14 protein-coding genes are annotated in these 17,055 nt (G+C 68.6%); 5 read left to right on the top strand and 9 right to left on the bottom strand.

Features of this window, described 5'->3' with window-relative positions:
* Nucleotides 1-16 precede the first annotated feature (16 nt).
* Nucleotides 17-742 carry an NUDIX domain-containing protein gene (locus tag Q0C57_RS10015; protein ID WP_296575736.1) on the top strand — a complete coding sequence of 242 codons (726 nt, stop codon included), beginning with the start codon at nt 17-19 and terminating at the stop codon, nt 740-742.
* On the opposite strand, the gene Q0C57_RS10010 is transcribed toward Q0C57_RS10015, so the two are convergent.
* Complete coding sequence (locus Q0C57_RS10010) at nt 730-1,074, bottom strand: hypothetical protein (RefSeq protein WP_296575731.1); 345 nt, start codon at nt 1,072-1,074, stop codon at nt 730-732. The genes Q0C57_RS10015 and Q0C57_RS10010 overlap by 13 nt on opposite strands.
* Before the next feature lie 158 nt (nt 1,075-1,232).
* Between Q0C57_RS10010 and Q0C57_RS10005 the strand changes: the two genes are divergently transcribed.
* The gene (locus tag Q0C57_RS10005; protein ID WP_296575727.1) at nt 1,233-2,126 is read left to right on the top strand and encodes an alpha/beta fold hydrolase; all 894 of its coding nucleotides are present in this window, start codon (nt 1,233-1,235) and stop codon (nt 2,124-2,126) included.
* Here the strand turns inward: Q0C57_RS10005 and Q0C57_RS10000 are convergent.
* Nucleotides 2,123-3,073 carry a ring-cleaving dioxygenase gene (locus Q0C57_RS10000; protein ID WP_296575725.1) on the bottom strand — a complete coding sequence of 317 codons (951 nt, stop codon included), beginning with the start codon at nt 3,071-3,073 and terminating at the stop codon, nt 2,123-2,125. The genes Q0C57_RS10005 and Q0C57_RS10000 overlap by 4 nt on opposite strands.
* Before the next feature lie 242 nt (nt 3,074-3,315).
* Between Q0C57_RS10000 and Q0C57_RS09995 the strand changes: the two genes are divergently transcribed.
* On the top strand, nt 3,316-4,446 hold the full coding sequence (locus Q0C57_RS09995; protein WP_296575722.1) for a 5-methyltetrahydropteroyltriglutamate--homocysteine S-methyltransferase: 1,131 nt from the start codon (nt 3,316-3,318) through the stop codon (nt 4,444-4,446).
* 212 nt (nt 4,447-4,658) lie between these two features.
* On the opposite strand, the gene Q0C57_RS09990 is transcribed toward Q0C57_RS09995, so the two are convergent.
* The 5 genes from Q0C57_RS09990 to Q0C57_RS09970 all read right to left on the bottom strand — a co-directional run bounded on the left by Q0C57_RS09990 (nt 4,659) and on the right by Q0C57_RS09970 (nt 11,337).
* Nucleotides 4,659-6,110 (bottom strand): amidohydrolase family protein, encoded by a 1,452-nt coding sequence (locus Q0C57_RS09990; RefSeq protein WP_296575718.1) that lies wholly within the window; start codon nt 6,108-6,110, stop codon nt 4,659-4,661.
* An 89-nt stretch (nt 6,111-6,199) separates the two neighbouring features.
* Complete coding sequence (locus Q0C57_RS09985) at nt 6,200-7,795, bottom strand: ABC transporter substrate-binding protein (RefSeq protein ID WP_296575715.1); 1,596 nt, start codon at nt 7,793-7,795, stop codon at nt 6,200-6,202.
* Between the two features lie 70 nt (nt 7,796-7,865).
* Nucleotides 7,866-8,756: an ABC transporter permease gene (locus Q0C57_RS09980; protein WP_296575712.1), complete on the bottom strand. Its 891-nt coding sequence runs from the start codon at nt 8,754-8,756 to the stop codon at nt 7,866-7,868.
* Nucleotides 8,753-9,694, bottom strand: coding sequence for an ABC transporter permease (locus Q0C57_RS09975; RefSeq protein ID WP_296575709.1), 942 nt, complete (start codon nt 9,692-9,694; stop codon nt 8,753-8,755). Before Q0C57_RS09975 ends, Q0C57_RS09980 begins: the two co-directional genes overlap by 4 nt.
* 5 nt (nt 9,695-9,699) lie before the next feature.
* Nucleotides 9,700-11,337 carry an amidohydrolase gene (locus Q0C57_RS09970; protein WP_296575706.1) on the bottom strand — a complete coding sequence of 546 codons (1,638 nt, stop codon included), beginning with the start codon at nt 11,335-11,337 and terminating at the stop codon, nt 9,700-9,702.
* A 288-nt stretch (nt 11,338-11,625) separates the two neighbouring features.
* Here Q0C57_RS09970 and Q0C57_RS09965 point away from each other — a divergent pair, with 288 nt between their 5' ends.
* Together Q0C57_RS09965 and Q0C57_RS09960 are read left to right on the top strand one after the other, a co-directional pair.
* Complete coding sequence (locus Q0C57_RS09965; protein WP_296575703.1) at nt 11,626-12,867, top strand: serine hydrolase; 1,242 nt, start codon at nt 11,626-11,628, stop codon at nt 12,865-12,867.
* A gap of 148 nt (nt 12,868-13,015) precedes the next feature.
* Complete coding sequence (locus tag Q0C57_RS09960; protein WP_296575700.1) at nt 13,016-15,238, top strand: serine protease; 2,223 nt, start codon at nt 13,016-13,018, stop codon at nt 15,236-15,238.
* A gap of 58 nt (nt 15,239-15,296) precedes the next feature.
* Here Q0C57_RS09960 and Q0C57_RS09955 read toward each other — a convergent pair whose 3' ends face one another.
* Both Q0C57_RS09955 and Q0C57_RS09950 read right to left on the bottom strand, forming a co-directional pair.
* Nucleotides 15,297-16,244, bottom strand: a complete 948-nt coding sequence (locus Q0C57_RS09955) for a phosphatase PAP2 family protein (protein WP_296575699.1) — start codon at nt 16,242-16,244, stop codon at nt 15,297-15,299.
* A gap of 7 nt (nt 16,245-16,251) precedes the next feature.
* Complete coding sequence (locus tag Q0C57_RS09950; RefSeq protein ID WP_296575696.1) at nt 16,252-16,950, bottom strand: CDP-alcohol phosphatidyltransferase family protein; 699 nt, start codon at nt 16,948-16,950, stop codon at nt 16,252-16,254.
* Nucleotides 16,951-17,055: the final 105 nt, after the last annotated feature.

The raw sequence follows: 17,055 nt of genomic DNA, 5'->3' as shown, positions 1-17,055 counted from the left end.
GCGCGAGGACAACGTCTTGACGCCCTACAGGTTCCGCCACATCCGCCACATTCGCGCCACGGTCGAGGATCGCGCCTGGGACTATGCCGAAACCCATGCCGAGGCGATCGACGCCGCCTGGCGGACGGCCACCGCAGCCAATCCCGCGCTGTTTGACGGGCCGGTCCTGGTCATCGCCGAGCGCAAGGTGGCAGGCGATGTCTTCGAGGCCCGCTACCGGCAGGTGCGCTATGCGCAGTTCCTCCACTATATGCGGCACGCTGAGCCGGACGGCGTGAGCCGCAACGGCTTCGCCGTCGCCGGGCTGACCAGTGCCGACGGCGCGCTGGTGATGGGGATCATGGGCGGGCATACGGCGAATGCCGGCAGGATCTACTTCCCCGGAGGCACGCCCGATCCCGCCGACGTGGTCGACGGCCGGGTCGACCTCGACGGCAGCGTGGTGCGCGAGCTTGCCGAGGAGACGGGGCTGACGGCGGAGGAACTGGCCTTCGACCAGGGGTTCTGGCTGCACGAGGACGAGAAGCGCTCCGCCTTCATCAAGGTCGTCCGCACGCGCCTCACCGCGGAGGCGCTGCGCGGGGCCATTCTGGAGCGCCTGGCGCGACAGGCCGAGCCGGAACTTGCCGGCATCCATATCCTGCGCACCGCCGATGACCTGAGGCCCGACCTGATGCCGCCCTTCCAGCTCGCCTATGCGCAATGGTGGCTGGCCGGCGGCCCGGCGGCTCAGCCGGGATAGCCATAGCGCCGCTTGACGGCGGTGAGAGCGCCGCGCGCCTCGCCGTCACGGCCGGCGGAACAGGCGCCCTCGGGGCCCCGGAGGTCGGCGATGACACGGCCATGGACCTCGCGGGTGACATGGCCGGTCGCCAGATCATTGTCCATCACGGCGCGGAACCGGGCGATCTCGCCGGCGCAGCCGGCGCCTTCGGGAAGGCGGAAATCGGGCCGCGTCACATAGGACGGGGTGGCGGTGGCCACGGGCTGGGGCGCCGGCGCCTGGGCCGTCGTCGCCTGGCAGGCGGCGAGGCCGAAGGCGGCGAAGGCAGCAAGCAGGCTCAGGCGGATCATGGCGGGCCCCGACAGTCACGAATCGATGGCCGGATACTAGGCGGCGCCGTCTGCGCCTCACAAGCGCGCCCCGGGGCAGGGTGGCCACGATCGCAGTGGACAACCGGACAGGACGTGACACATTTCGCCCGTATGCGGCGACTGCCGGAGGATCGACCATGGAACGACACGACGAGGAGTTCAGCTGGCACCACGAGGGCGTCGACATCCGCCTCGGCATGACCCGCATGGGCTCGGGCGAAACGGTGCTGCTGCTGCCGGCCCTGAGCTCCATTTCCACCCGCGCGGAACTGCTCCCGCTGCAGAGGCTGCTGGCGCCGCATGCCGCTACCGTCAGCGTCGACTGGCCGGGCTTCGGCACGCTGCCGCGACCCGCTCGCAACTGGCGACCGGAGGATCTCAAGGCCTTCCTTCACGAACTGGCGGTGAGGCTGCGCCCGGCCGCCACCGTCGCCGCCGGCCATGCGGCAGGCTACGCCCTCGCCGAGGCGGCCGCGACGCCGCGCGCGCTCGGGGCGCTGAGCCTGCTCTCCCCGACCTGGCGGGGGCCGCTGCCGACCATGACCGGCCGACGGCTGCGGCTGTTCCGGGCGCTGGCGCAGGCGGTCGACCTGCCCGTCGTCGGGACGGCCTTCTACCGGCTCAACGTCAACCGCCCGGTGATCGGCATGATGATGCGCGGCCACGTCTATGCCGATCCCGCCTTCGTGACGCCGGAGCTGATGCAGGAGAAGCTCACGGTGACGGAGGCCCCCGGCGCCCGCCACGCCTCGTTCCGATTCGTCACCGGCGAACTCGATCCGTTCGACAGCCGCGAGGCGATGCTGGCGGCGGCGGGACAGGCCGCCGTCCCTGTCCAGGTGGTGCGTGCCGCCGCCACCCCGCGCAAGTCAGGGGCGGAGATGGCGGCGCTCGCCAGCCTCGCAGGGATCGAGGACGTGGTGGTCGGCGAGGGCAAGCTCTCCGCCTATGAGGAACATGCCGGGGCGGTGGCACCGCCCGTCATCGCCTTCCTGGCGCGGGTTCTCGGAGAACGTCGCGCCGGCCCCTAGCCGAGGGGCTTCAGCCCGCGCGCGATGGCGGCGCGCTGCGGCTCGAGGAAGGGCGGCAGGGCAAGGCTCTCGCCGATGGTCGCCAGGGGCTCGTCGACATCGAAGCCGGGGCCGTCGGTGGCGATCTCGAAGAGGATGCCGTTGGGCTCGCGGAAATAGAGGCTGCGGAAATAGTAGCGGTCGACGGCGCCGGAGCTGGGGATGCGCAACCCGTTCAGCCGCGCGATCCAGCCGGCATATTCGGTCTCGTCAGGGGTGCGGAAGGCGACATGGTGGACCGCGCCGGCGCCCTGGCGCGCCTGCGGCAGATGCGGCTCGACCGCGACATGGTACTCGGCGGCCGGTCCGCCGGCGCCCATGGCATAGACATGGACGGGCGAGGCGCTGGGCAGGGTGTAGTCACGGACCTTGCGCATGCCGAGCACGTGGGTGAGGACGAGATCGGTGGTCTCCAGCACGGGGACGCTGGCGGTGATGGGGCCGAGGCCGCGGATCTGGTGTTCGGCCGGCACGGGGCTCTGGTCCCAGGGATGGGCCTCGCCCACGCCACCATCGTCGATCAGGGCGAGGCGCTGGCCCTCCGGGTCCTCGAAATCGAGGGTCAGGCGACCGTCGCGCAGCACCGGGGCGTCGTGCTTGACGCCCTTCTCGGCGAAGCGGGCCGCCCACCAGCGGATGGTCGCCTCGCCCGAGACGCGCAGCGCCGAGCGGATGATCGCATTGGTGCCGCGCCGCTCGGGCGCCACGGGCCATTCGAAGAAGGTGATGTCCGAGCCGGGGCTGGCCACGCCGTCGCCGTAGAAGAGGTGATAGGCGGAGGTGTCGTCCTGGTTCACCGTGCGCTTGACAAGGCGCATGCCGAGCACGCGGGTGTAGAAGGCGTGGTTGCCCGGCGCATTGGCCGAGACAGCCGTCAGGTGGTGGATGCCGGTAAGAGCGGGGGTCATGGCTCGTCCTCGCATGACGCGGCGCAGGCCGCATGGCGTTGTCGCCTAGATCGGCCGGAAGTCGCCGCCAGGCAAGGGGGCCGCGCGGGCCGTGCCGCAAGCCGGGCTTGCGCCGATGCCCGCGCCACCGACGCGCCGGCGCGGCATGGCCGGCCGCCGGGTTCCATCCTATTGTGGCGATACGGAAGAAAGCCGCCGGCCGTGAGGGGCCGGGACAGGGGCTCGCCAGGGAGACAGGACCGATGAGCATCGCCACCACACCCGCCCCCGTGCTGCCCGGCAAGGCGGGACCCTATCGCGCCGACCAGGTGGGATCGCTCTTGCGCTCGCAGCCGCTGAAGGAGGCCCGCGCCGCCTATGCCGCCGGCTCGCTCGACGCGCTCGGGCTCAGGACGGTGGAGGACGCCGAGATCAAGACACTCATCGCCAGGCAGGAGGCGATCGGGCTGCAGGCGATCACCGACGGCGAATACCGCCGCTCCTGGTGGCACTATGATTTCCTCTGGCAGCTCGACGGCGTGTCCCGGGTGGCGCTCGACCAGGGCATCCAGTTCGCCGGGGTGCAGACCAAGGCCGAGGCACCGCGGGTCACCGGTAAGATCGGCTTCTCGACCCACCCCTTCATCGAGCACTTCAAGTTCCTGAAGGCGAACACGACGCGCACGGCTAAGATGACCATCCCCTCGCCGTCGATGCTGCATTACCGGGGCGGGCGGAAGCTCATCACGATGGGACTCTATCCCGACATGGCCGACTATTACGAGGATCTCGGCCAGGCCTACCGCCAGGCGGTGCATGCCTTCTACGACGCCGGCTGCCGCTACCTGCAGCTCGACGACGTCTCCTTCGCCTATCTCTGCGACCCCGCGCAGAAGCAGATGCTGGCCGAGCGCGGCGACGATCCCGAGGCGCAGGGTGGCATCTATGCGGCGATGGTGACGGCGGCCATCGGCGGTCGGCCAAAGGACCTCGCCATCACCATGCATCTGTGCCGCGGCAATTTCCGCTCCACCTTCGTCGCCTCCGGCGGCTACGAGCCGATCGCCGAACTGCTGTTCAACACCATGCCGGTGGATGCCTATTTCATGGAGTGGGACACCGAGCGGGCCGGTGGCTTCGAGCCGCTGCGCTTCCTGCCCAAGGGCAAGGCGGCGGTGCTCGGCCTGGTCACCTCGAAGACCGGCGTCCTGGAGAAGAAGGACGACATCATCCGGCGGATCGACGAGGCGGCGAAATTCGTTCCGCTGGAGCAGCTCTGCCTGTCGCCGCAATGCGGCTTCGCCTCGACCGAGGAGGGCAACACGCTGGCCGAGGACGAGCAGTGGCGGAAGCTGGAGATGATCGTCGACGTGGCGCGCGAGGTGTGGGGATAGGGCGTCACGTTCAGACCCTCGCCAAGGCCTTGAAGGCCCCACCCGCACCCTCCCCTTGCTCACGCGAGGAGAGGGGGACTTCGACCTCGCGGGTCATCTTGCCGGGAGGAGCCTGGCGCGACCGTCGCGACAAGGAGAGACGTGGTAGTCCCCCTCCCCGCGGAGCGGGGAGGGTGCGGGTGGGGCCTTCCCAGGCGCTGACCCGTTGAGCCTCACCCCTTCGCCGGCGGGAACATCAGCGGCGAGATCTTCATGTGGTCGCGCTTGGCCCAGTCGAGCGCCTTGACGCCGGCTTCGGCGCGGCGCTGGGCCGCCTCCAGCTTCTCCGAGGCGGCGTCGAGGTCCATGGTCAGGACCTTGCCGCCATCGACCACCTTCTGACCGTCGACGAAGACGGTGCGGATGGCGCGCTCGGCCGCCGAATAGATCATCGAGCGGACGGGATCGCGCAGCGGCCGCATGGAGGCGTGGGTGACGTCGACCAGCACGATGTCGGCCTTGGCGCCGACGGCGAGCCGGCCGATATCCTTGCGGCCCAGCGCCTTGGCGCCGCCGAGGGTCGCGGCATTGAAGACGTCGGTGGAGCGGACGTCATAGACGTCCTCGCCGACGACGCGCGACATGATGGCGACGTGGCGCATCTCCTCGATCATGTTGTGGGGATAGGTGTCGGTGCCGATGGCCATGTTGACGCCGCGACGGACATATTCGCCGAAGGTCTGCAGCGCGATGCCGCGGCGCTGGAACACGGTCGGGCAATGGGCCACCGTGGTGCCGCTATCCACCAGATCCTGAAGATCGTCGCGGCGCGGCCAGTGGGCCGAGGTGTGGTGGTCCATGAAGATGCCGTGGCCGATGAGCGAGCGGTCGGAGAGGACGCCCAGCGAGCCGAGCCATTCGACCGGCGTCATGCCATGGCGGCGGGTGATCTCGTGGAACTCGACCACCGACTGCGCGGCGTGGATCTGGAAGGGCAGCTTGCGCTTCTTGGCCTCGGCGAAGCTCGCCTTGATGAGACCGGGGGTGCAGGTGTCGATCTGGCTCGGTGAGACCATGCCGGACATGCGCCCCGAGGGGTGCTTCGCCGCGCTCTCGAGCACCTTCATCGCCGCCTCCATGGCGGGGATGCCCTCGTCCTTGGCCCATTCGTACTCGACGACGTGGCCGTTCCTCGTGAACCAGCGGGCCGAGCGATACATGGGCGACAGGACGCCGCGCAGGCCGGAGGCGGCGAAGGTGTCGAGCCAGCCGTCCCAGGCGACCGACATGTCGACCAGCGTGGTGACGCCGGAGAGCAGGAGTTCGGAATAGGCGACGGTGGCGGAGGCGGGAATGGCCTCCATGTCGGGAGCACCGCCGGAATCAGCGCGGAACAGCGGCATGAATTCATAGAGAGCGGACTGGTAGAGCCGCGGCGAACCGAGTTCGTCGTTCCAGCCCTTGGCCATCGGCTCGGAGGCCGGATGGGAATGGACGTTGACGAGGCCCGGCATGACCAGCATGCCCGCACCGTCGATGGTCGTCGCGGCCTTGCCGGCAAAGCCCGGGCCGACATGGATGATCTTGTCGTCCTCGAAGGCGACGTCGGCCCCCTGCATATAGGTGTGCTTGCGGCCATCGAAGGCGACGACCCAGGAAGCGTTCTTGATCAGGGTGACGGGCATGAGCGTTCTCTCGGGGCGTGTCGGGTTCTTCTGGCCGGCGCGAGGCAACGGCCGGGCGCACGGGGCGCCCGGCCGCAAAGGTCGTCAGATCAGCGCGTGAAGCGCAGGTCGAGGCCCTTGTAGAAACCGCAACCATAGATGTTGTGGGCCTTGAAGGGAGCGAGGCGCGCGGAGGCCGCCACCTTCATCGGCTCGTGGTAGAGCGGGATCCAGACGGCCGCGTCATGCACCTGCTGGAGCACCTCGCCATAGGCCGCGGCGCGCTGGGCGGCGTCGACAGCGGTCATGCCGGTCTGCAGCAGACGGTCGGTGTCGGCGTTCTTCCAGTTCATGCGGTTGGGCGTCGGCGCGTTGGTCGAGCGGAAGTAGAGGTTCAGCGCATCGCCGGCGGTGATGTAGGGGAAGGACATGCCGAACAGGTCGAATTCCTGCGTGGCGAGCTTGCCCCAGGCCACCGTCGCATCGAAGAGCTGGATGCGCAGGTCGACGCCGATCTTGCGCAGGTCGCCCTGCACGGTCTCCATCAGCTTCTGCCAGGTCGAGCCGGTGAAGCCATAGGCCAGCGGCGACAGACGGACGCCGTTCTTCGAACGGAAGCCGTCGGCGCCGCGCACCCAGCCGGCCTCGTCGAGGAGGCGGTTGGCTTCGGCGACATTGGTGCGGATCAGGCGCGAGTCGACCGCCCTGTTCCAGTCGGTGGCCGACTGGTGGATGTAGGAAAAGGCCGGCTCCGTCTCACCGAAATTGATGTCGCGGGAGATCGCCTCCTGATCGACGGCCATGACCATGGCGCGCCGGACAACGGGATCGTCGACGCCGGCCTTGTCGACCTTGAAGCCGATGAAATAGGTCCAGAAGGCGGCCGGATTGTCGACGATGCGCAGGTTCCGGTTGGCGCGGATCTGCGCCATGCCCGAATAGGGCACATACTGGGTGGCCTGGCTCTGGCCGGTCAGCACGGCGGCGAGGCGGGTGTTCTCCTCCGGCACGATGCGCCAGACGATCTCCTGGATATGGGCCGGGCCGCGGTTCTCGTAGATCGGCGGGCCCCAGCGATAGGCATCATGGCGGCGCAGGCGCATGTCGTTGCGCGGACGCCATTCGCCCCAGCAATAGGGGCCGGTGCCGTTGAAACCGCGCACGCCGAAATCGGCGCCGAGGGCTTCCACATTGGCCTTGTCGATGACGACGGCGAAGCTCTGGGTGAGCTGGTAGAGGAGCTCGGAGAAGGGCGCCGTCAGGCGATACTCGACCGTCGTCGCATCCTTGGCGATGATGTCCTCGACCGGGCCGGCACGCCAGCGCACCGGCGAGCGGGTGGCCGGGTCGATCCAGCGCTTCAGCGAATAGACCACGTCGTCGGCGGTCATCGCCTTGCCGTCGCAGAACTTCACGTCGGAGCGCAGCTTGAAGGTGTAGACCTTGCCGTCGGGCGAGACGGTCCAGCTCTCGGCGAGGCCCGGCTTGATGGTGGTCATGTCATGGTCGAGCGATACCAGCGTGTCGGCGAGCATGAACAGCACCTCGGAGGCGGCGCGCGCCGTCGAGCGATGCGGATCATAGCGGTCGGAATCGACCTCGCGGACGATGGTCAGCGTGTTCTGCGCCTGCGCCAGGGCGGGCGTCGCCATGGCGAGGCCGCCGGCGATGGCGGTGGCCAGCAATGCAAGTCGTTTCATACTCATCTTCCAACTCCTCTGGAGACCTGGGTTCTGTTCCGGCCCGTGTTGATCCGGGCCCTTGGCTATCGGCGGCTCATGTGTGCCTGAGCCGCGGATCGAGCATGTCGCGCAGGGCATCGCCGAGGACGTTGGCACAGAGCACCAGCACGACGATGACGAGGCTCGGCATGACAGCGATATGCGGAGCGAGGAAGAGCTCGTTGCGCCCGGCCGAGGCCATGGTGCCGAGTTCGGCGACCGGCGGCTGGGCGCCGAGGCCGAGGAAGGACAGGGCCGATCCCAAGAGGATCACCTGGCCGAAGCGCAGCGTCATGTAGACGAAGACCGACGAGATGCAGTTGAGCGCGAGATAGCGGACCAGCAGCGTGCGGTCGTTGAGGCCGATCGAGCGCCCGGCCTCGATGAAGTCCTGGCCCATGACGACCAGGGCGGAGGCGCGGGTGACACGCACCACGGTGGGGATGGTCGCCACGGCGAGGGAGATCACGACCGCGGTCATGCCCGGCCCGACGACGGCGGCGAAGGAAAGGCCGAGGAGAATGGCCGGGAAGGACAGCAGGATGTCCGACAGGTGCATGATCAGGCCGTCGAGCCGCCGGTAGAAGGCGGCGAAGAGGCCGAGGAGCAGGCCGATCGAGCCGCCGATGGCGGTGGCGACGACGCCCATCATCAAGGTGGCGCGCAGGCCGTAGAGCAGGCGCGAGAGCATGCAGCGGCCGAGGCCGTCGGTGCCCATCAGGAACTCCCAGCGCCCGCGCGCCTCCCAGACGGGGGGAAGCATGCGCAGCCGCGTATTGGTCAGATAGGGATCGTTGGGGGCGAGCCAGGGCGCCAGCAGGGCGGCGAGGATGAGCAGGACAAGGAGAACGGCGGCGGTGATCGCCAGCTTGTCGCGGAACAGGCGGCGCAGGTTGCCGAAGCGGCGGGGAGTCACGACGGGCTCGTTGGCGGTCACGGCGGTCATCGCTTGCCCACCCTGGGATCGAGGATGCCGTAGAGGACGTCGACGAAGAGATTGATCACGATGAAGGACACCGCGAGGATCAGGATGGAGCCCTGGGCGAGGGGCAGGTCGCGCGCCAGGATGGCGCCGACCGCGAGGCGCCCGACACCCGGCCAGGAGAAGATGGTCTCGGTGACGACGGCGCCGCCGAGCAGGAAGCCGGCCTGCAGGCCGATGAGGGTGACGACCGGGATCAGCGCGTTGCGCAGCACGTGGCGGATGATGACCGTGTGCTCGGCGAGGCCCTTGGCCCGGGCGGTGCGGACATAGTCGGCATTCATCACCTCGAGGGCGGCGGTCCGCGTCATGCGCGCCACGGGACCGATGAAGATGAGGCCGAGGGTCAGCGAGGGGAGCGCCGCATGGGCGAGGCCGTCGAGGGTCCAGAGCGGGCCGGCGCGGCCGAGGAAGGGCAGCAACTGCCAATGGAAGCCGACATACATGATCAGCATCAGGCCGATGAAGAAGACCGGCATGGAGACGCCGAAGACCGAGATGGCGATGATGATCCGGTCGAGGGCGCGGCCGCGGTTGACGGCGGCGATGGTGCCAAGCGCGATGCCAATCGGCACGGAGAAGAGCAGCGAGCCCAGCATCAGCTCGAAGGTCGGGCCAATGGCCTCGCCGAGCTCTTGGATGACGGGCGTGTTGTTGATCATCGAATAGCCGAGATCGCCCTGCATCACCCGCGTGATGTAGATGAAGAACTGGATGACCAGCGAGCGGTCGAGGCCGAGATCCCGGCGGATCTGTTCAATGACCTCCGGCGTGGCTTGCGGGCCGGCAATGACCTGGGCGACATCACCGGGCACCAGCTGCAGCAGCATGAAGCCCAGAAGCAGCACGCCGAACAGGACGGGGACCGACAGAAGGGCACGGTGTAAGAGATGGACTCCCATGCTCGTCAGCCCTTCCACTCACCAGTCGCGTCATGGACGCAGGCGCCGCCGAGAATGGTGAGGTCGCAGCGCGTGTCCGACAGGATTGCCTCTGGCGCGGCGGTGAGCAAGTCGCGCGAGAAGACTGCGACATCGGCGGCCATGCCCGGCTTCAGCGTGCCGCGATGGTCCTCGCATTTGTTCACATAGGCGCCGAAGGCGGTATAGGCCTGGATGGCGCGCGCCATGGAGATCGCCTCGCCGGCACCGATCACCGAACCCTTGTGGGTCTTGCGCGTCAGCATGGTGAAGAAGTTCGGCCAGACATTGGCATCGCAGACCGGCGCGTCGGTCGAGGCGGCCGGCTGGAAGCCCATGTCGATCCAGGTCTTCATGGGATAGCTGGTTTCCGGGCGGGCATCCGGCATGACCTGCCGGTAGAGTTCACCGAAATCGTAGATGAAGACCGGCTGCGGCACCGGCTCGATGCCGGCGGCCCGCATGCGCTTCATCTGGTCCATGGTGTTGAAGCCGCAATGTTCGATGCGGTGACGGCGGTCGGCGTCGGGATATTTCGCCAGAGCCTTCTCCATGGCGACGAGGGTCTGCTCGATGGCGCCGTCGCCGATGGCGTGGACGGCGAGCTGGTAACCCCTGGCATGGACCGCCAGGGTCGCCTCCTCCATCTCCTTGTCGGTCAGGCAATAGATGCCGTGGGTCTCCTCCTCGCCGGCATAGGGCGCGGTCATCGCCGCGGTCTTGCCGCCGGCGGAGCCGTCGGTGAAGATCTTCACCGGGCCGATGCGCAGCATGTCGTCGCCCGCACCGGTGACCAGCCCTTCCTCGTAGCAGCGATCGAGAATGCCGCCGGGACTATCGAGCAGGCACTGGGTCACGCGGATCGGCTGGCGGCCGGTGCGGACGGCGTTGCGGTAGGAGACGATCTCCCGGTAGCCGGAGCGCATGCCGACGGCGGCATCCATGGTCGAGGTGATGCCGAACGTGTTCATGTATTTCGCGCCGCGCTCGATGGCGGCGACATGGTCCTCGTCGGTATAGGCGGGCAACACCGCCTGGACCGCCTGGCGGCCGTTCTCGGCCATCAGGCCGGTGAGTTCGCCATTGACCTGTTCGATGGCCCCGCCGGCGGGCACCGGGCTCCTGGTCGTCACGCCGGCGATCTTCAGCGCCAGGGTGTTGGCGACGGCGAGATGGCCGCAGGTGCGCACGAGATAGACGGGGTGGTCCGGCGCCGCGAGATCGAGTTCGGTGCGGTGCGGGTGGCGACGGATGTCGAGCTTGGAATCGTCATAGCCGCGCGCCAGGATCCACTCGCCGGGCCTCTTGGTCGCCGCAGCGGCGCGGATGAGATCGAGCAGGGCATCGAGCGTGTCGGCCTTCTGCGGCCGCGCATCGACCTCGGCCATGGACAGGCCCATGGGCAGGAGATGGGCATGCGCCTCGAACAGGCCCGGAGTGGCGAGCCGTCCGCGCAATTCCACGACCCGGGTCGCCGGACCGATCAGCGGCTCCATGTCGGCGGAGGAGCCCACCGCCAGAACCTTGCCCGACCATAGCGCGATCGCCTCGGCGACCGGCTCGCCATAGGCCACGAAAACACGGCCGCCGCGCAACACGACATCCGCCCTGGGCAGGATCGGCATCAACAAACCTCGCATACAATCTGCCCAGCATCGTGGCATGCCTGTTTTTGCATCGACAAGCCACGCCGGTGCCGGGCACCTCTCCATTGCGCGGGGTGGATTTGTTGCCCACCGCCGTTATGGTCGGTGACCTTCATTTCGCCCGCGCCGGTAGAATGAGCAGCAATCTTCTTCGGCTTCAATATGTTTTGGCACGACCGTATCGCATCGCGGAACGAATAGAGCCCCGCCGACCGCTCATGGGTTGGTCGTCCGTTCGCACCGCATCACTCGCGCAGGAGCCCTTCCATGACCGACGCCCGGACAGAAACACCCGATGCCGCCGCGAGCGACCCGGTCGCACGCGGCTGGATGACGGGTTTCCCGCCGCCGGCCGACAAGGCCATCACCTATGCCGACGGTTCCTTCCGCGCCTTCCCGCAATCGCGCTGGTCGTGGAGCCATGTGCGCCAGATCGTGCCGACGGTGAATGTCTGGCGCGGCGCCGGCCCCGCCTCCCCCCTGCCCCGCGCCGAGACCGACCTGGGGCCGGTCGCGGTCACCACCATGGATGGCCGGGCGATCAGCTTCGCCGCGGCCCTGGCCGAGACCTATGCCGACGGTGTCGTCGTCCTGCACCGCGGCAAGCTCGTCTATGAGCGCTATTTCGGCGCCCTCAAGCCGCATCAGCCGCATATCGGCATGTCCGTGACCAAGTCCTTCACCGGCACGCTCGCCGGCATCCTCGTGGCCGAGGGGCTCATCGATCCGGCGGCACCGGTGACCCACTATGTCCCCGAACTTGCCGCCGGCGGCTTCGGCGACGCCACGGTGGGCGAGGTCATGGACATGACCACCGGGCTCGCCTATTCGGAGATCTATACCGATCCCAGTTCGGACATTTTCGCGCTGCGCCGCGCCAACGGCATGGCCCCGCCGCTGCCCGGCACGCCGCAGCTCTCGCTGCTCGACTATCTCACCACCATCGGCAAGCAAGGCGAGCATGGCCGGGTCTTCGCCTACAAGACGGTCAATACCGACGTCCTCGCCTGGATTCTGCGGCGGGTCAGCGGCCAGTCGCTGAGCGACTTGCTGTCGACCCGCATCTGGCAGCCGATGGGAGCGGAGGAGGATGCCTATTACCATGTCGACCGGCTCGGCATCGAAAGCGGCGGGGGCGGCCTCAACACGACGACGCGCGATCTCGCCCGCTTCGGCGAGGTGATGCGCAACCGTGGCGCCTTCAACGGCCGGCAGATCTTCCCGGCAGGCGTCGCCGACGCCATCGCCAGGGGCGGCGACCCCGGCAAATTTGCGCCGGCGGGCTATGCCACCCTGCCCGGCTGGTCCTACCGGAACCAGTGGTGGGTGAGCCACAACGCCCACGGGGCCTATATGGCGCGCGGCGTCTTCGGACAGGCGCTCTACATTGATCCGAAAGCCGAGATGGTGATTGCCCGCTATGCCTCGCATCCCGTCGCCGGCAATGTCGCCAACGACCCCGTGTCGCTGCCGGCCTATATGGCGGTGGCCCGTCACCTCATGGGCTGACGACGGCGGAACGTTTCAGCGTTATTGCTGGGCCGTCGGGCTGCCAGGTCAAAGCCACCCCCGCGCGAAGTCTTGCGGAAACCGCCCCTCGCTATAGGCTACCCATGGCCTGCCCCGGGGCGGGCCGCGAGACAGGGAAATACCGTCGATGCCGCTGTTCATCCGCCACCCGGCGCCGCTGGCGCTCGCCGCCGCCTGCCTGATGTTCCTGCAGGCGACCGATGCGGAAGCGCAGCGGCGGCGGTCGCCGGCCGCCGAACCCACCGAGGTGACGATCCAGAACCGCGCCGGCGCGACGCTGCAATATCTCTATGTGACGCCGGTGGGCGAAGTGTCCTGGGGCGAAGACCGCCTCGGCAGCGACACGGTCGCCCGCAACCGCAGCCATTCCTTCACCATCGAGGCCGGCCAGTGCCGTCATGACCTGCGCGCCGTCTATGAGAGCGGCCGCGAGGAGACCCGGTTCGGACTCGACCTGTGCAACCGTCCGGAGGTCGCCCTCAACGGCCGCACCCAGACCTCCAACACCGACCTGCAGCGCCAGGGACCGGTGGCCCTCTATGTCGTGCGCAACAGGTCCGGCCAGACCCTGCAGGTCCTCAAGCTCGTCTCGCCCGGCGGCGATGAGAGTGAGGACGTCCTCGGCTCGACAGTGGTCGAGAATGGCCAGACCTTCACGGGGCGTTTCCGCCGCACCGCCGGCTGCATCTACGACGTCGTGGCGACCTTCGATGGCGCCGGCGATCGGCGGATCGCGGGCCGCAATCTGTGCACGGCGCGCGAGGTGATCTTCGGTGCCGAGGCCGATGCGCCGGGAGGGCAGGCCCGCCGCGGCGAGGATCGCGAGCGGACCACGCCCACCACCGGTGAACCGCTGTCTTTCGTTGTCCAGAACCGCGGGGCCATACCGATCCAGTATCTCTATATCCGCCCCCGCGGCACCAATGCCTGGGGCGAGGACCGCCTGGGCAGCGATACGATCGCCGCGCGCGGCTCCTTCCAGGTCACCATGCCCCGCCGGGGCTGCGACTATGACGTGAGGGTGCGCTTCGACAATGATCGCGAGGAGGTCCGCAACGGGGTCAACCTGTGCGAGACCACGGAATTCGTCGTCAACGGCCCGGCCATCGTCGCCGGCCGCGGCGACCGCAAGCAGCGCCCGACGGAGCGGGCAGCCCAGCCGTCCATTGCGCAGATCGTCGTCATCAACGAAGGCGACCGCCCGATCGAATCGCTGTTCATCTCCTCGTCCAAGGTGTCCTCCTGGGGCGACGACATGCTGAACCCGGAGGTCCGCATCCAGCCGGGCGCACGTTTCACCGCGCGGGTGGAACGGGACGACCAGTGCAATTACGACCTGCGGATCGTCTACCAGGGCGGCCGCGAGGAGCGCCGGATGCGGCAGAACCTCTGCCAGCGCCAGGAGATCGCCTTTGGCGGCGCCAATGCCTTCCGGATCGATGGGGGCGGGCCGGACAATGGCCGGCGGGTCGTCTTCACCAATAACGGCCGCGGCGATGTCCGGGAGGTCTATCTGACCCCCGTCTCGGACACGCATTGGGGCGATGACCGTCTCGGGTCGGAACTGATGCCGCGCCGCTTCCGGCTCGAACTCCGGCTGCCGACCGAAGCCGGCTGCCGCTGGGACCTCAGGGTGGTCTATGAGGGGGGGCAGTCGATGGAAAAGCGCGACCAGGACCTGTGCTCATCGCCGGAAATGGCCATCGGCCGGGCCGGCCGGCCGGGCCAGGTCGCGTCCACCGGAACCGGCTTCTACATCAACGAGAGCGGCCATGTCCTGACCAACCACCATGTCATCGACGGCTGCTCGACCGTGGCGATCGCCCGGCCGGGCGGGCAGCGCGTGCCGCTGCGCCTGATCGGCGCCGACGAGGGGGCTGACCTCGCCGTGCTGGTGCAGGAGAACGCCTCCACCACGCCGCTGCGGCTGCGCAACGGGGCTGGCGTCAATGTCCGCGGCGGCGAGAGGGTCGTGCTGGTCGGCTATCCCGCCCGCTCGCAGCTCGGCGGCGTCAATGTCACCGAGGGCATCGTCTCCGGTCTGCGCGGCGCGCTCGGCGACCAGAGCCGGTTCCAGTACACGGCACCGACCCAGCCGGGCAATTCCGGTGGCCCGGTTCTGGATGCCTCCGGTCTCGTCGTTGGCGTGGTCGTCTCGCAGATCGACAAGATCTCGGGCGAGCGCACCGCCCAGAACATCAATTTCGGCATCAAGCTCGACCTGGTGCGCCAGTTCCTGGCCGCCAACAGCGTCACACCGGCGGAGGGCGAGCCGGGACAGAGCCTGCCGACCAGCGACATCCTGCAGAACGCCGATCCGTCGGTGGTGCCGCTCGACTGCCTGGAATAGGTCCCCGCACGCGGAGGCGTGACGACGACGGCCCGGTCCAGGCCGGGCCGCTGGCGTTTCACGGCTTGGGCGGGTGCGCACCCTCCGCCGGGGGCAGCGCCCGCGGCGGCCAGGGCCAGGGCAGGCCGAGCAGGCGGGCGGCGATCCACACGGCGGCCAGGGCGACCGCCGCACCGGCGATCCCGTCGACGATCCAGTGGTGGTCGAGATAGACGCTGCCGATGAACATGGCTGTCGCGTAGCCGATATGCAGCGGCCAGGTGCGCCAGGTGGCGCGGCCCATGGCGGCGAAGAGCGCGATCAGCGGGAAGGCGACATGCATGGAGGGCACGGCGCCGAAGGCATTGGCGGCGCGGGCGTAGAACTGCTGGAAATAGCTCATGCCGAAGAGGTCGTCGACGCGCAGCAGGCCCGCCGCATTGGCCGCGGCCTTCACATCGACCGCGCAGCCGTTCAGCCGCACATACCAGGGCGGGGCCGCCGGCACGATCAGCCACAGGGTGTAGCCGATGACATGGGCGATGGCGAAGGCCCAGAGATAGAGCGCCATGCGTTCCCGGTCGCGGACGAAGAGATAGAGCGCATAGACCGGCACGACATAGAGGAAGGCGGCGTAGGGAATGGCGAAGAACACATCCCAGAACGGCGCCGTATGCCGCTGCAGCCAGTCGCCCGGGGTCGTGTCGGGCGCAACGGCGAAGAGCGTCAGTTCGAGGGCCCGCAGGTCGCAGGCATGGACCCGTTCGGGCGTGACGAAGACCGGCACGACGAAACGCATCGCATCGGAGGCGACGGCCACCAGCACGCCGGGATAGAGCGCGGCGGTGAGGCGCTGGGTCGTCCGGTTGAACAGGCCGAGGCCGAGAACCAGGCCTGCGATGACGGCATGTTCCGGCCTGAACTGACCTGCCGGGATCATGGCGAGGGCATAGATGGCGGGGGCGAGCGGGGCGAGCCACCAGCGGCCCCACAGGCCGGTCAGATGGGTCCGGGCTTTGTCGATCATGGGAGTCTCAGATCGCGGTGTCGCGGCTCGCCGGTGCGTCCGACGCGGCGCGCGCGTCCGGCAGCCGGGAGTCAATGACCTGGCGTGCGACGCGCAGCGCGTCGGCCGAGGCGAGGAGGCTGAGGACACCGACCAGGCCGATACAGGCCAGCGTGAGGGCGGGCGACCACAGGCCGAGGAGCAGGGACAGCGCGATCAGCACCATGCGGTCGCCCCGGCGCATCCACAGCGGCGGCAGCTGCACCTCCAGTCCCTCGCAGCGGGCACGGACATAGGAGACCGTATAGGCGGTCAGGAGTGTGAAGCCGGGAATGACGACCATCCAGCCGGATGGCGCGTAGTAGACGATGAGGCCGAGCAGCGGCGCGGCATCGGTGATGCGGTCGATGGTCGAATCGAGCAGGGCGCCGAAACGGCTGACCGTCCCGGTGGAACGGGCGAGCGGCCCGTCGAGCATGTCGACGACCCCGGACAGGAGCAGGAACAGGGTCGCCCAGCCGAAGGCCCCGTAGGCGGCGAAAAGGCCCGACAGGAGGGCCGGCACCAGCGACAGGAGCGTCAGACTGTTAGGCGTGACGCCGGTCCGCGCCAGCAGCGCCGCCGCTTTCGCCAGGGCTCCGGCGAAGGATGCACTGCGGGCGATGTCCTGCAGCGAGGCCCCCCGTTCAAGGCTCGCGAGAAGCCGCGAGACCCAGCTTTCCGACATCAACCCGGCTCCCCGTTTGCCGCGTGCGGTGCTATTGAGCCCGTCCTCATCCCGTGAGAGAGCCGAGGTCGAGATGCGCCCCACTTTCCGGACCGCCCCGGCCCA

Source organism: Phreatobacter sp., assembly GCF_022843985.1.
In the GTDB taxonomy this organism is placed as follows: domain Bacteria; phylum Pseudomonadota; class Alphaproteobacteria; order Rhizobiales; family Phreatobacteraceae; genus Phreatobacter.
This window is presented reverse-complemented; position numbering and strand designations above follow the sequence as displayed.